Below are 14,718 nucleotides of genomic sequence, written 5' to 3'. Positions count from 1 at the left end.
TTTACTCCCAACATTTTCAAAGTTGCCGAAAACTTTAAAAAAACTTCGGGATATAGCTTTTGATGGAATTATTGAGGTATTCCATCCTCTGGATTAGGAAATAACGAGAGAAGAAATAGTTTCTTTTCCTCTATATATAATTGAAAAAAGGAAAATATGAATCTAAAAAGCCTTATATGTTACGTTGTCTTAGGAATTCTTCTGATGGGTTCCGGGATAGTAGTTTCATGCGACAGCTTTAATGAAGACTTGCCGGAATGCCGCTTGCTTGTGAAGTTTAAGTATGACTATAACATGGAATTTGCAGATGCGTTCCATGCTCAGGTTGATAAAGTGGAGCTTTATATATTCGATAAAGACGGGAAGTTTATGTTTAAGCAGGCGGAAGAAGGGAGTGCACTGTCAACCGGTAATTATCTGATGGAAGTAGAATTGCCCGTCGGACAATATCAGTTTATGGCATGGGCCGGTGCACGTGATTCATATGACATTACTCCATTGACGCCCGGCGTTTCTACCATTACTGACTTGAAGTTAAAGCTAAAGCGTGAAGCCTCTCTCATTATCAATAAAAAGATGGAAACGCTTTGGTATGGTGAAATCATTGGTGTCAACTTCACAGGAACTGAACACCAAACGGAGACTATTAATCTGATCAGAGATACTAAAATAGTGAGATTTGGCTTCCAGTCTTATACCGGTACCTGGACACTGGATATGAATGATTACGATTATGAGATTATAGAATCCAATGGACACCTGGGACATGACAATTCATTGCAGGATGATGATGTGCTGAGTTTCCGTCCTTATTATATGGAGCAGAAAGATCCTGCTACAGCTTTTGTGGATATGAATACAATGAGGTTGATGGCGGATCGTAAGACTCGCTTGGTGCTTACAGAGAAGGCTTCGGGAAAGAAAGTATTCGATATAAATCTGATTGATTATTTGGCTATGACCAATGCGGAAGGTAAGAATTTGAGTACACAAGAATATTTGGATCGACAAAGCAACTACCATATTATATTTTTCTTATCTGAGTCATGGTTGGCCGTGCAGATTGTTGTGAATGGATGGGTACATCGCATTCAGGAAGAAAATCAATAATAAGATATTTAAGAGAATAGTGGGGAACTATTGTTAGCGGGACAGGATGAATCATCCTGAATAAGGGAAGACAGACCAGATCAATAACGATCTGGTCTGTTTTTGTTTACAGAGTATCGATGATTGCCAGTTGTTTTTGCAAAAACTCAATACGTTGGGCCTCTCCACTTTCCGAAATCAGAGTAGAGTGGCGTTTTAGTGACTGAATCCAGTTTCGTTGGATCTGGCAGATTTGCGGGCTCTGTGAATCCATAGAATTGATAGAGTACACCCGAAGTAAACTGACTTGATAGTCTTTCTTCTCTATATAGGTGTAAGTCGCTTCAAAATCAATATTAGAGAGATAGAAATATACTTTATGTCCTTCACTGAACTCTCCCTTGATAGAAAGTGTTTCCATGATTGCAAGCAACTGGTATAGCTCTTCTTTCAGGTGTGCTACATCGTCTTCTGTGATCAGATTCAGACTGGCAAAGTACTTGATTTCCTTGATGAATGAAAGGAATATGTTGCTGTCCCAAATAAAATAGGTTTTCGGACATTGCTTCACACTTTCACTTAACTTCTTATGCGCTTTTACGATTTTCGGATCTACTTGCATTTCTGCCAATGAATTGGGAGTTTTCATTTGCCCGTTCTGGTAAATCCATCGACAGAGACGAAACTTGGACATGTGTTCAAAGGAAGAGTAAAGAGTGAAAGGGAGAAGATTGGAAGCTGTATAGACTTCCGTTGTGTTGTCTCCTTTCACATAATCGAATATTTGCTGATACCGATTAATAATCTCATAATAACTGTCCAAGGTGTTAGGTGAATTGAGCAGATTCATGTCAAAAGTAACTCTATTGGATAGATGGTTACCTATAATCTGATCAATGGAAATACCAAGCTTTTTGGATAGCAGGGCTACTTCGTCAATAGTAAAAGCCACTTCGCCACGAAGTCTACGATAAACTGCTTCTTTTCCCATATAGAGAATGTCTGCCAAAGAATTGGCAAGATTTTGTCCTTTGGGGATACGCTCTTTCATTGCAATAATCAACTCGTTTACAATACCATTTTTCATTGTTTGTTCTCTTTTATATACGTTAATAATCTGTATGATACATTCTATGCAAAATTAAGTCATGTAAACGATAGTTTTGTGTGGGAAAACAGCTCTGAGAGGTGATGGCTTTTTCTCATTTGATAGAATAGCTAAGTGCGGAGGTCGTATAATGAAAAAAGTAGGCAAGAGGCTTGTCTACTTTCATGATTTAGAACTAAGATTTTCGCTTAGTTTCGATAATCGAAACTAAGCGAAAATTAAAGAGCATCAATAATTTCACGTTTTTGCTTGAAGAACTGGATGCGTTGCATTTCTCCACTTTGTGAAATCAGTGTAGAGAATTTTTTTAGTGATTGAATCCATTCCTTCAAGCTTCGGAACATTTGAGCATCCAGCGTGGTTAGTGAGTTGATGGAATAAACTCGTATCATACTGAGTTGCATCAGGTTTGTTTCCAGGTAGCTGTAAGTTGCTTCAAAATTGATTTGTGACACATAGATATGCACATCATTGCCGAAGTCTGTTTTTCCTTTCATGGCGATGCTTTCCAACTCATCCGTAAGTTTCAGTAATTCCTCTTTAATGTTTTGCTTCATTTCGTCTGAAATAAGGTGAATGTCGGAGAAGTACTGTATGTCATTGATGAGATGAAGAAAAATCATACTGTCCCAAATATAATCGGTCGTATGAATATGCTGTGATAACTTCACAAAGTCTTGTTGGGCATTGATAATCTTTTGGGGAATTTTCAGGTCCTCAAAATGTTTGCAATTGATATGTTCATTTTGGTACATCCATTTGAAGAAACGAAACTTAGCCAGAAGTTCATGTTTCAGATAGAGCGTTTGGGGAATCACGTTTGAAGCAGTTCCTAATACAGCACTCGTATCTTCCCGTAATGTGTGGAATAACTTGACATGTTTGTTCAGGAAATCATAATAGGTCTCAAAGGGTTCGTTATGATCTACTACATTGATATCGAACATTGCATTATTGCTGAAGCTCACTCCTGCAATTCTATCCAATGATATCCCCAGTTCTTTTGAAATAACGGCTGCTTCCTGAAATGTAAAGGGGACTTCGCCGCGCAGCCTCCGGTAAATAGCTTCTTTGCCCATATAGAGGGTATCCATCAATATATTCGCTAGCTGTCCTTTTGCTGGGAATCTTTCTTTGGCCGCTTCTATCAGGTTTGTATTAAGTTCATTCATTATCATAATCCTATTGAATTAGTGGTTTATTGGTATTAATAACACTTGGTGCAGGGAAGTTGTTTCGAAAACTGAAACTATTTTATTTTTGCTTTTCTTAAAAAATATCCATCTCTAAAATTGTATATTATGAGCAAATCGTTTACATTTGCCTTTATAAACAAAACAGAGAAGTTATGTTCTCTGAAAAACAATAGTTAATATTAGAAAATGAAAAGAATATTGGTAAGTGGCGGGGCTGGATTTATAGGCTCTCATCTTTGTACTCGACTTGTAAATGAGGGGCACGACGTGATATGTCTGGATAACTTCTTTACAGGTTCCAAGGACAATATAAAGCATTTGATGGGGAACCATCATTTTGAAGTTGTAAGACACGACGTTACTTATCCTTATTCTGCCGAGGTGGATGAAATATACAACCTGGCTTGTCCGGCGTCTCCTATCCATTATCAACATGATCCGATTCAAACAGCCAAAACATCTGTGATGGGTGCTATCAATATGCTCGGACTGGCAATGAGACTGGATGCGAAAATACTGCAAGCCTCTACCAGCGAGGTGTATGGTGATCCGATTGTTCATCCCCAGCCGGAATTTTATTGGGGAAATGTGAATCCGGTGGGGTACCGGTCATGTTATGATGAAGGAAAACGATGTGCTGAAACATTGTTTATGGATTACTATCGTCAGAATCAGACACGTATCAAGATTATTCGTATCTTTAATACTTATGGCCCGAGAATGCTACCTAATGATGGACGTGTGGTTTCTAACTTTATCATACAGGCACTAAATAATGAAGACATCACTATATATGGTGATGGAAAACAGACACGCAGTTTCCAGTATATTGATGACCTGATAGAAGGTATGGTGCGGATGATGGATACGGAGGATGATTTTACAGGTCCTGTAAACCTTGGAAATCCAAATGAATTTCCGGTTCTTGAATTGGCGGAGAGAGTAATCCGGATGACGGGCTCTACTTCGAAGATTGTATTTAAGCCTCTGCCGACGGATGATCCGAAACAACGCCAGCCGGATATTAAACTGGCAAAAGAGAAACTGGGATGGCAGCCTACCGTCGAACTGGAAGACGGATTGAAGCGTATGATTGAGTATTTTAAAAATGTTTGATGTAACATAAAAATAGAATGATATGAATGTGGAAATAAATCCTTCCGAATATAAGATACTTATTGTGGACGATGTAATTTCAAATGTCCTTCTGCTGAAGGTGCTTCTGACTAATGAGAAGTTCAATATTGTAACAGCAGGTAATGGTACACAGGCTTTGGAACAGGTAAAGAAAGAGAAGCCTGATCTTGTATTATTGGATGTGATGATGCCGGATATCAGTGGTTTCGAAGTAGCCCGGCAAATGAAGGCGGACGAAGAAATGAGCGAAATTCCTGTTATCTTCCTTACTGCTTTGAATAGCACGGCGGATATCGTAAAAGGATTTCAGGTGGGTGGCAACGATTTTATTTCCAAGCCGTTCAATAAGGAGGAACTGATTATTCGTGTGACGCATCAGATTTCGCTGGTGGCAGCCAAACGAATTATTATAGCACAGACAGAAGAGCTACGCAGGACTATCATGGGACGTGATAAACTTTACTCTGTGATTGCGCATGACCTGCGTTCTCCTATGGGCTCTATCAAGATGGTACTCAATATGCTGATTCTGAACTTGCCGAGTGAAACGATCGGTCCTGAAATGTATGAACTGTTGACGATGGCCAATCAGACAACAGAGGATGTATTCTCATTACTCGATAACTTATTGAAGTGGACGAAGAGCCAGATCGGTAAGCTGAAGGTTGTTTACCAGAATATCGATATGGTAGAAGTTGTGGAAGGAGTCAGCGAGATCTTTACGATGGTAGCTGGTTTGAAGAATATCCGTATAGCAATGGATATTCCTGATGAACGTGTGGAAGTACGTGCAGATATTGATATGATTAAAACGGTGATTCGCAATCTGATAAGTAATGCCATCAAGTTCAGCAATGAAGGATCGGAAGTTTTGGTATCGCTGAAAGAAGAAGATAATATGGCGGTAGTGAGCGTGAAGGATAGCGGTTGTGGTATTGATGAAGAAAATCAGAAGAAATTGCTGCATACCGATACGCATTTTAGTACCTTTGGTACTAATAATGAGGAAGGTTCGGGACTCGGACTGTTGCTCTGCAAAGATTTTGTTACTAAAAATGGTGGTGAACTTTGGTTTACTTCGAAGAAAGAGGAAGGCTCTACATTCAGTTTCTCGATTCCGCTGTTAGAAAGCTAATATAAGTTCGATAAAAGTTGATATAAATTCGAGATAAGTCAAAAGACTGTCCTGTCATTCAGAGCGGGCATTACTTGATAGAAGTGGTGTCGGTCCGGAATGGCAGACAGTCTTTGTTATAACCCTCTATAGGAGTACTTCCTAATGAGCACAAGACTTGCTTGTGACAAGTACTTAAGTTATCCGATTCTTGTACAATATTTGAGTCAAAGATGTACAACGTTTGAGTTAAAGATGTGCTACATTTGAATGAAAGATGTACTAGTTTTACTCATACTATTATCGGGATACTTACCGCATTCAGCCTTTTCAGTATCTCTCGCAAATGCCCTGACAGAAGGGGATAGCGGCTGAAGACTCTATTTTATAACCTGTCTCTAGTAGGCTTTGGGAGGGGGTGAGTGGTTTCAGCCCTTTCAGCCTTGACCATACATAAATTCATCGTTTATTTAGCCTATGGTTACTCTGCCTGCAAGTGATCGTCACTTAACATACGGGGTGAATTTCGTAAGCCCCGAGATGAATTTCACTCACCACCGAGATGAACTTCACTCAGCCCCGAGATAAAGGCTACTCGCCTCCGAGGTAAAAGTAAGATGGTATGCCGACTTATTTTAAATGAATAAGCCGACCTATAGTTCAGAAAAAAAAGAGGGTCTGTTTACCTCAAACAGAGGTTCTATTGGGAACAAACAGAGCCTCTGTTTGAGGTAAACACAGGCTCTATTGAGTCAGAAATTATTAGCCTCTGAACTTTGAGTCTTCCCGACTGAAAGGGCTGAAACCGCCCCCCCCTTCTCAGAGCCTATCAGAGACAGGTTATAATATAGTGTCTTCAGCCGCTATCCCCTTCTGTCAGGGCATTTGCGAGAGATACTGAAAAGGCTGAATGCTGAATGGCTTTATCTTTTACAGATTGCCTTGAAATCACAATAAGCACATTTTTTAGTATCTTCTGTCTGTGTGAAAGGCTCATTCTTATCGAATATTTCTTCTAATAGTCTTTGCAGATGTTCGCGGAATTCATCCTCAAAAAAGGCAAAGTTGCTGACCGGGATTTTCGGTTGGCGAGGTTCTCCCATTTCAATGACCGGCGAATAGCTTTCAGAAGCAGCCCGATGGATATAAAGAAGGGAAGGAGCTACTTTCAGAGATTGCTGCCGGCTCATAATAGCAGCATACAGAAAAGTCTGGAAAATGTAGTTGGGACGACTTTCTGATGGAGTAAACAGTTGTTCAATGTTGGCAGGTGTCTTGGGACTTCCTCCGGTTTTATAGTCTACGATACGCAGAGTAGTGTCTTTGGCATCTATGCGGTCAACAGTTCCCCCTAGACGAAGGGTGATGGGACCTTGTCCGGTTTGGATCGTTATTTTCTCGGCAACTGGCTTTTCCATAGCGACCATTTCAAAGGGAGCGTATTGCAGGTCATTTCTCAGTAGTTGTTTCAGATAGGAAACAATCACTTTGGAATTGATGAGCTGCACACCATTGTATTCGGGTTTTTCTTCTGCCGGAACCTTAAAGAGTTCTTGCTTGAAAGCCAGATCCACATAGTTTTGCAGTTTGACTTCGTTGCGTAGCAGGCGTTCCAAATCTTCTTTTTGTATCATTCTCCCATTAGCGGTCAGGTCTGTGTAAGCTAATTGGGCGGAGAGATGGAAGATCGTTCCAAACAATGCGGAGTCGATTTCCGCACTGACTTCGTCCGGTGCTTTTAATTTGGCTACATAACGGTAGTAGAATTTCAGCCGGCAATCGAGATAGGCGTTGAGGGCTGAAGGAGAAAGTATATATGATTGAGGACTTGAACAATCATAGGCACTGCGTAGTCGTTCGAATACTTCGGGAGTTTTCTCTATACTGATATCTGTTGTGCTTTGAGGAGATTGTCCGGCTTCGAGATACTCACGGACAATTTTGTGAGGCCCTTCTACCAGTAGTTGAAGCATGAAACGGGATTCTTCTCCACGATTCAGTCCATTGGAAGAAGTGTTATAGAGCAAAGTAATGTTTTCCGCCCGTTGTATCAGTCGGTAGAAATAATAGGCGTAGACTGCATTCTTATGTTCGATGGTGGTCATGCCGAAAGCTTTCCGAAGGTTGTAGGGGATAAAAGAAGAGTCTCCTCCGGATTTCGGTAGCTGCCCTTCGTTGAGCGAAAGAAGGATTATATTGCGGAAATCAAGGTTACGGGTTTCCAGTACTCCCATGACTTGCATGCCAATGGCAGGTTCTCCATGGAAAGGAATGTTGGAAGCGGTCAGAACCTTGCTGATCAAGCGTCTTAACGTGTCGGTACGTATGTTCAGTTCTCCGCTTTCTATCAGGCTATAGAGACGATTGATAGTAGTATAGCTCTTGAAAAGTGATTCCCGGTATAGTTGGTTGAAGATATCGCTATACTCGCTTTCTTCCCGATAGAGAAGGGAGATTTCTTTGACTAATTCCGTCAAATAATCGCATAACTCTTTGATGCCGTTTCGAGGAGTAAAGAGCTTTGCCAGAAAGTCATCCATCTTCAGTTCCGAAGGGAGCGGGTAGAAGCGGTTGGTCTTGGTCAGTTCCCGTTCTAAAGGTTCGGCATTGATGGATAGCTGCCGGGTATAAGGGTGCTTCAGTATAGCAGATACGGTTTCGTAGGTGAAGCGTCCGGTATCGCTGCGGTAGCCGTTGGTTTGTAATTCCATAGCGGCATTGATAAAACTGTATACCGGAGTTTGTGCCAGCGGGAAACCCATCGTGATGTTGACGTTCTTCACTTCTTGTGGAATGGAATGGAGTACGGGAAGCAGCAGAGCTTCATTGCAGAGCACAACGGCGTTCTCTTTCTCTTCGTTGGTAGTGGAAAGAGTGTTATGTGCCCATTCAGGAAGAAAGCGGGCTTGTGCATTTTCAGTAGAAGCGGAGATGTAGCGTATATTTTTCGGTTTTCGCAAAGTGTCGAAACAACTTTCGGGTAATTCATTCGGAAATAGTTTCAGGTTACGGTTGATGAATTCTCCGGCTTCGTGTTTGGTAATCTGCTTGGTGTAGAAGATATCGTAATCCCAATAGAACATGGCTTTATCTGCATCTTGTAATAGTTGGAAGAATTTTGTCTCTACTTTATTGAGTACATTGAAGCCGACAAAGATATATTTGTCGTATTTCAATTGGGTGGTATCCAGTTGCTCGATTACATTGCGGTAGAGCATGCCTTCATAGGCTATTCCCAGTTCCGCTAAGTTTTCACGGTAACGGTGGTAGATGGTGCCTAGTTTGTCCCAAAGGGAGATGAATTTCTCTTTCAGCACTGTCCGGCGTTCGATAGAGAAATTTTGGAAGAACTGCCGGATCGCCTCTTCCTGTTCTTTATCAAGAAACTCGTAATCGTCCATCAGATTCTTCAGGTCCTGTAAATTGCTGAAAAGTTTATCCGCATCAACGAGATTTTTGTCTACGTCGTCGAAATCACTGATCAGCAGTTCGCCCCAAAAATAGAAATCGTCCAGCGTTTCCTGGCTTTCTGTCTCTTCGCGGAATACTTTATATAGTTCGCAGACCAGTCGGATAGGATCACCGGCTTTCTGCACAGATAACTTCCGGAACAGGTCGCTGATACTCATTGCAGCAGGTGACCAGATGGGTTGATCGGATTCTCCTGCCAAATATTCGTTGAAGAATAAGTTGGCACGTTTATTAGGGAATACGAGTACTGTACGAGATAAGTCGTTTCCTATCTTGGCATATAAATCGTGAGCGACTAGTTGGAGAAATGATTGCATATCAATTATAGATTTTCTAGCTTATATATTTGTTTATTGTAGCCTGAACATTACGGGAATTGTGAATCGGACGGCAACTTTCGTTCCGTCATCCAGCTCTCCCGGTTTCCATTTAGGCATAAGACCGACAATGCGTAATGCTTCTTTGTCTAAATAGGGATCTACACCACGCACCACTTTAGGCTGAATAATATTTCCTTCTTTATCAACGATAAATTGAACGATGACGCGACCTTGAGCGCCCAATTCTCCTTGAGCTATTTCTTTCGGATAATTTATATTTTTAGTGATAAACTTCATCAGTTCTTGTGCTCCTCCGGGAAATTCGGGCATGACAGCAGCCACTTCCAATACGTCGGCAAGCGAGTCTTTTACTGTTATTATATCGCCTGATATAGGAGTGATCTCAATTAATCCCTGTTCTTGGGGTAGCTCAGGTAATTCTTGTTTGTTTACTGTATCTCTCTCTACCATAGGTATAGTATCCTCTATAGGAGTCGGGCATACTTCTCCAAACATTACACTTGTATTGGCGGAGTCACTGATAGTTTCCTGATTACTTCCTTTATTAGGGGAACTACTACAGGAAGTCATCGGTGCCATTGCTACCAAGCCGGCAGATATCCCTAATATAGTTATAGCTTTCCCGGCCATCCGTTTACGTTCCAGTTGTTGCTCTAAATAGCGTACTTCTGCTTCGCATTTGGGACATGTGCCCAGACAATCTCCTTGATATTGACACTCGGAAGTAATGAACTCAATATCGTTGGCTTCTGCTATTTGTCTGCGGATATCCTTTAATATCTTGCAGGTTTGTTTTCCTCGTTTCATGGCTGGTAAGTATTAAGTGTTTTATATGTAAACCGATCGAACTGGGTGATACCCATTTCTTTTAGAAGACGGATACTGTTGTCTACGTCACTCTCTGAATTATACACGGGAATGATGGGGGTACGAACAATGATTTGCTCATTTTTTCCATGCTCAATTAAATAATGAAGATTATTCAGTACCTTTTCATTTTCTTTTCCGGTGTATTGCTGGTATATATCATTATTGATGTCCTTGATATCGATGATATAATAATCAATGACAGGTAATAGTTTCTCTATATTCTCTTGTGGTACATTGAGTGATGATTCTACGGAAAGTTGCCATTCCTGTCCACAGAGCTGACGGAATTCATAAATAAAATCACTTTGCAAACAAGGTTCTCCACCTCCGAAAGTGATTCCTCCATGAGTGGCGAGAAAGTATAATTCATCCAGTCTGACTTCCTCATAAAGCTGCATGCAGTCATAGTGCTTCCATATGCCTTCCGAATGCAGAGATTGCGGATTGAGGCAATACTTACAACGCAATGGACAACCATGGAAAGCCACAAGTGTAGTAACTCCCTCACCATCAGTAGTGAGCCGATGACGACTGATTCCTATGAGCGGTGCCGTCTTCATTATTTCACTTTTACAATTAGTCCTTCATCCACATACCACAGATAGCCTGTGATATTTTTATATCCCATCTTAGTGAGTAACTGCATGTACCCTTTAACCTGTTTATTGTATTGGAGGTTTTCTTTTCCGAATTTGAAGTCAACTACCACTACTTGTCCGTCTTTCATCATTACACGGTCAGGACGTCGGGTCTGTAAAGCCCCTTTTTCTTTGTAAATGATAGCACATTCGTTAAACAAGGTCCATTCCCCTGAATACCAGTCTTGAATTTCCGGAGAAGAAAAAGCTTTGTGAGCCACTTCACGTATTTCTTCTGCTTTTTCGTTGCTGCCGATGACCCCTTCGAAAATCAGACGTTCGATAGCCGGATCAATGTCTTCTGCCGTTTCAATGGCGGAAAATAGTGTGTGCAGCATACGCCCCCGGTTGATAAAACGGTCGTCCGATTCTTCTTCTTCGATTCCCTGAATGAAATCAGCGGAACGGTTGGATTGCCGGAATTCAATATCATGACGCATAGATTCCATGCGGACGGGTAATTTCTCAGGTTTTTGAGTTAGTTTGTTAGTCGAAGTTTTTGCTTTTTCTTCTTCCGAAGGACATAGTTCTCCTTGCTCATAACAATCTTCTTCCCAATCAGTACCTTCTTTGAGGGCAACTACAGGCAGCGTATTGGCTAACAGTTCGGACATGGTGCCTTTTTGACCTTTTTTACTCCATATGATAAGATTCTTTCCGGCACGGGTAAAGGCTACATAAAGCAAGTTGAGATTGTCCACCCACAGTTGAAGACGTTCCTGCAAATAATCGTTCCCGTAAATGGACTCGGCCATTTGTGTCGAGTAATTGATTGGAAGGATGTCCATGTCATTAAACGGAGCCTCTTGAGGAGCACACCATACCAGTTGGTTATTCGTTTCATTTTCCAGTTTCCAATCGCAGAAAGGGAGGAGTACTGTATGAAATTCCAATCCTTTGGATTTGTGGATGGAGAAGATCCGGATACCTTCCACTTCACCGCTGGGAATAGTTTTGCTGCATAGTGTCTCGTCCCAGTAGCGGATGAAACTGTCAAGCTCAGAGGAATTACTTTGCAAATAATCCGTCACGGCATCGAAGAAGGCAAACAGATAGGCATCTTGTTCTTTGATGTGCCCCATCTCGAAGATGCTGAATAGTTCTTCCAGTAATTCGTAGAGAGGCATGAAACGGAGTTCTCTTTGCTTTTCGAGAAATACGGATGGCAGATAGTTCTCTATTGGAAGAAGCAGGAGCGTATTCCAGTCCATATTCTTCTGCAAAACTTCATTTTGGTAGGCTATTGCCAGTTGGGCCCGGGCTATCTTATTGTTTTCATCGGACAGATAACGCAATGCGTCTATCATCATACAGATGGCGAGAGAGGCATCGAGGCGAAAGGCTTCGTCTGATACGATTTTATAATGTAACTCTTTGTCGAAATAGTCTGCGATACGGGGAATACTTTTGTTCTTTCGTACAAGGATCGCTATGTCATTCAGTCGTATACCGGAAGAGAGTAAGTGTTCTACTTCTTCCCCCAGACTAATTAATGTCTGTTCGATGTAGTCGTGTGTTTCGTCCGGTTCCAGAAAAGTAGCTTTGACATATCCCTTTTGCATACTTCGGGGGGATTCTTGTACAACATCGGCATAAGCCTTTTGTAAGTCATCGCAATCTTTGCCCAATTGTTGTTTGTAGACACCGTTCAGGTAATCTACAGCGGCAGTAAATATATGATTGTTGAATCGGATGACATTGGTTTCACTTCTTCGGTTGGTAGCCAGTGTTTTTACTTTAATAGGAAAGTGCTCAATGCGGTCATTCAGACCATTAAGAATTCCCCAGTCACCGTTTCGCCAGCGATAGATTGACTGTTTGACATCTCCTACTATCAGGCTGTCTGCTCCTTGTGAAAGACCTTCAAGCAACAGTAGCTTGAAGTTTCCCCATTGCATTCGGCTGGTATCCTGAAACTCGTCAATCATGACATTGCGGATGTTGGTTCCTATCTTCTCGAATACGAAGGAAGAATCTCCATCCTTGACCAGTTGATGTAACAAGGCATTGGTATCTGACAGAAGGAATCGGTTGTTGTCATGGTTCAGTTGGCGTACCTCCTCATCGATATTGGCGAGCAGCTGCACTTTGTTGAGATGTTGCAGGGAAAGCCGGCAACTGTTTAATAAAAGATTGTTTTTAGAACGTAGTTTTTCTGCATCTTCCAGTATCTGTATCAAACTGGAATTTGCCAGATCTATAATATCGGTATAACGGGGAGAGGTTTTTGTCGCCCAGTTCTTGGCGTCATCCAGACATTTCTCAACAGTCGCGTTACGAATGTCATTGCTTAGAATGCCATTATTCAATTTGCGGAAATAACTGCCTATTCCCCGTGAACCGTTTTTTAATTCATCGGCAGTCAGGGCGTGCCCTTCTAACTCTCCTTCAAACTGCTCGTAGAATCCTTTCATCTGCTCCAGTATCTCTGTTTCAAGAGCTTTCAGTTGCTTGCGGTATTCTTTGATAGTATCCGGATTACGGAGGCGTTGACGAAGACCTTCTCCTTTTTCTATATATCCTTCATCGAAGATGTTACGTCCAAAGTTTTTGACTTCATCCGATACATTCCAACGTTTGTCATCGGCTATTCGTTCATTAATGTAGTCCAACAGCCACGCGAGGACAGGAGAGGTAGGACCTAATTTCTCAATCATGCTATCCACTGCATCGCTGAGTACTTCTGCGTTGTTCAGTTCGATGTTTAAATTCGGACTGAGTTCCAGTTCGCGTGCCAGATTGCGCATGACGGACTGAAAGAAAGAGTCAATGGTCTCTACGCGGAAACGGCTGTAATCATGCAGCATAAATCCGAGAGCAATTCCTGCCGCTTCCCGTATTTCCAGTTCTGTTTTTCCTGTTTCTTCTTTGATACGGTTCAAGTAGGCTTCGGAATCTTTATCACCGATCTGAATACCGTATAGTTGGCTAAGGATACGTTCCTTCATTTCAGCTGTCGCCTTATTGGTAAAGGTAACGGCGAGTATCTGCCGATAGGCGCGTGGATTAAGTATCAGCAATTTTATATATTCTACGGCGAGGGTAAAGGTTTTGCCTGAACCTGCCGAGGCTTTATAGACTAGGAGTTCGCTCATGCTTTTAGTATGAATTGTTTCATGATTGTTTGAATATATTAGGCCCGAAATAAAGAATGAATAAAGGCAAATAGTCTTTTAAGGCAATACGTAACAGCTTTAATGCTTGTCCGATACGATAGTTGACTGTTTGGGGAGAGACGTTCAACTTCTCTGCAATTTCTTTATGAGTCAACCGGTGACTACGATTCATTTCGTATGCTTCACGATAATCTTTGGGAAGTTGCTTCAAGGCATTCTCATAAAGACGGAATAACTCATTTTCCAGATAAAAGTCAGGATTATCGAATTCTTTCTCGTATTTCTCTGTAATTTCCTGATGTACCTTACGCTTGATTTCAAAATGCGAAATACGGTTCAGGGCCTTGTTTTTCACGATAGTAAAAAGAAGCGTTTTCAATGTCAGCTCTTCTAGAAGGCTACAACGGTTTTCCCATAACCACATCATTGTGTCCTGTACAATCTCCTCAATCTCCTCTTGTTCGCTGACATATTGCGAACAAAAAGCACATAATCTACTGAAATAGTGCCTGTAGACGGCGTCGAATACATATTCTTCGCCTGCCTTTAAGGCGGTGATGATAGATTTATTATTGTTAATATCTAGGTATATAGGAGGTTGTTGCATTCTTCATTATTTTTTATGCAGAGCAAAAATA

10 protein-coding genes are annotated in these 14,718 nt (G+C 41.4%); 3 read left to right on the top strand and 7 right to left on the bottom strand.

The annotated features are described in order from the left end of the window. The first annotated feature begins 156 nt into the window (after positions 1–156). The gene (locus tag BLW31_RS03780; protein ID WP_010537876.1) at positions 157–1,110 is read left to right on the top strand and encodes a FimB/Mfa2 family fimbrial subunit; all 954 of its coding nucleotides are present in this window, start codon (positions 157–159) and stop codon (positions 1,108–1,110) included. Positions 1,111–1,216: 106 nt separating this feature from the next. Here BLW31_RS03780 and BLW31_RS03775 read toward each other — a convergent pair whose 3' ends face one another. Further along, entirely contained in the window at positions 1,217–2,176 is a 960-nt protein-coding gene (locus BLW31_RS03775; protein WP_010537877.1) for a helix-turn-helix domain-containing protein, read from the bottom strand. A 239-nt stretch (positions 2,177–2,415) separates the two neighbouring features. Continuing rightward, the gene (locus BLW31_RS03770; RefSeq protein ID WP_010537878.1) at positions 2,416–3,375 is read right to left on the bottom strand and encodes a hypothetical protein; all 960 of its coding nucleotides are present in this window, start codon (positions 3,373–3,375) and stop codon (positions 2,416–2,418) included. Positions 3,376–3,579: 204 nt separating this feature from the next. Between BLW31_RS03770 and BLW31_RS03765 the strand changes: the two genes are divergently transcribed. After that, on the top strand, positions 3,580–4,509 hold the full coding sequence (locus BLW31_RS03765) for a UDP-glucuronic acid decarboxylase family protein (protein ID WP_022301079.1): 930 nt from the start codon (positions 3,580–3,582) through the stop codon (positions 4,507–4,509). Between the two features lie 22 nt (positions 4,510–4,531). After that, complete coding sequence (locus BLW31_RS03760; protein ID WP_010537880.1) at positions 4,532–5,665, top strand: ATP-binding response regulator; 1,134 nt, start codon at positions 4,532–4,534, stop codon at positions 5,663–5,665. Between the two features lie 902 nt (positions 5,666–6,567). On the opposite strand, the gene BLW31_RS03755 is transcribed toward BLW31_RS03760, so the two are convergent. The 5 genes from BLW31_RS03755 to BLW31_RS03735 are packed head-to-tail and all read right to left on the bottom strand — an operon-like array spanning position 6,568 to position 14,687. Then, entirely contained in the window at positions 6,568–9,432 is a 2,865-nt protein-coding gene (locus BLW31_RS03755; protein ID WP_010537881.1) for a PD-(D/E)XK nuclease family protein, read from the bottom strand. A gap of 33 nt (positions 9,433–9,465) precedes the next feature. Next, a complete protein-coding gene (locus BLW31_RS03750; protein WP_010537882.1) occupies positions 9,466–10,263 on the bottom strand; it encodes an energy transducer TonB in 798 nt (265 codons plus the stop codon). Beyond that, positions 10,260–10,886 carry a radical SAM protein gene (locus BLW31_RS03745; protein WP_010537883.1) on the bottom strand — a complete coding sequence of 209 codons (627 nt, stop codon included), beginning with the start codon at positions 10,884–10,886 and terminating at the stop codon, positions 10,260–10,262. The genes BLW31_RS03750 and BLW31_RS03745 overlap by 4 nt, the downstream gene beginning before the upstream one ends. Continuing rightward, positions 10,886–14,059, bottom strand: coding sequence for a UvrD-helicase domain-containing protein (locus BLW31_RS03740; protein ID WP_010537884.1), 3,174 nt, complete (start codon positions 14,057–14,059; stop codon positions 10,886–10,888). Before BLW31_RS03740 ends, BLW31_RS03745 begins: the two co-directional genes overlap by 1 nt. Positions 14,060–14,078: 19 nt before the next feature. Continuing rightward, entirely contained in the window at positions 14,079–14,687 is a 609-nt protein-coding gene (locus BLW31_RS03735; RefSeq protein WP_010537885.1) for an RNA polymerase sigma-70 factor, read from the bottom strand. Positions 14,688–14,718 lie beyond the last annotated feature (31 nt).

This window comes from Bacteroides faecis MAJ27, from assembly GCF_900106755.1.
In the GTDB taxonomy this organism is placed as follows: Bacteria; Bacteroidota; Bacteroidia; order Bacteroidales; family Bacteroidaceae; genus Bacteroides; species Bacteroides faecis.
This window is presented reverse-complemented; position numbering and strand designations above follow the sequence as displayed.

Bases quoted from the DNA above. Each gene is read 5' to 3' on its own strand.
- BLW31_RS03780 (WP_010537876.1), top strand. From the start codon at position 157: ATGAATCTAAAAAGCCTTATATGTTACGTTGTCTTAGGAATTCTTCTG.
- BLW31_RS03775 (WP_010537877.1), bottom strand. From the start codon at position 2,176: ATGAAAAATGGTATTGTAAACGAGTTGATTATTGCAATGAAAGAGCGT.
- BLW31_RS03770 (WP_010537878.1), bottom strand. From the start codon at position 3,375: ATGATAATGAATGAACTTAATACAAACCTGATAGAAGCGGCCAAAGAA.
- BLW31_RS03765 (WP_022301079.1), top strand. From the start codon at position 3,580: ATGAAAAGAATATTGGTAAGTGGCGGGGCTGGATTTATAGGCTCTCAT.
- BLW31_RS03760 (WP_010537880.1), top strand. From the start codon at position 4,532: ATGAATGTGGAAATAAATCCTTCCGAATATAAGATACTTATTGTGGAC.
- BLW31_RS03755 (WP_010537881.1), bottom strand. From the start codon at position 9,432: ATGCAATCATTTCTCCAACTAGTCGCTCACGATTTATATGCCAAGATA.
- BLW31_RS03750 (WP_010537882.1), bottom strand. From the start codon at position 10,263: ATGAAACGAGGAAAACAAACCTGCAAGATATTAAAGGATATCCGCAGA.
- BLW31_RS03745 (WP_010537883.1), bottom strand. From the start codon at position 10,886: ATGAAGACGGCACCGCTCATAGGAATCAGTCGTCATCGGCTCACTACT.
- BLW31_RS03740 (WP_010537884.1), bottom strand. From the start codon at position 14,059: ATGAGCGAACTCCTAGTCTATAAAGCCTCGGCAGGTTCAGGCAAAACC.
- BLW31_RS03735 (WP_010537885.1), bottom strand. From the start codon at position 14,687: ATGCAACAACCTCCTATATACCTAGATATTAACAATAATAAATCTATC.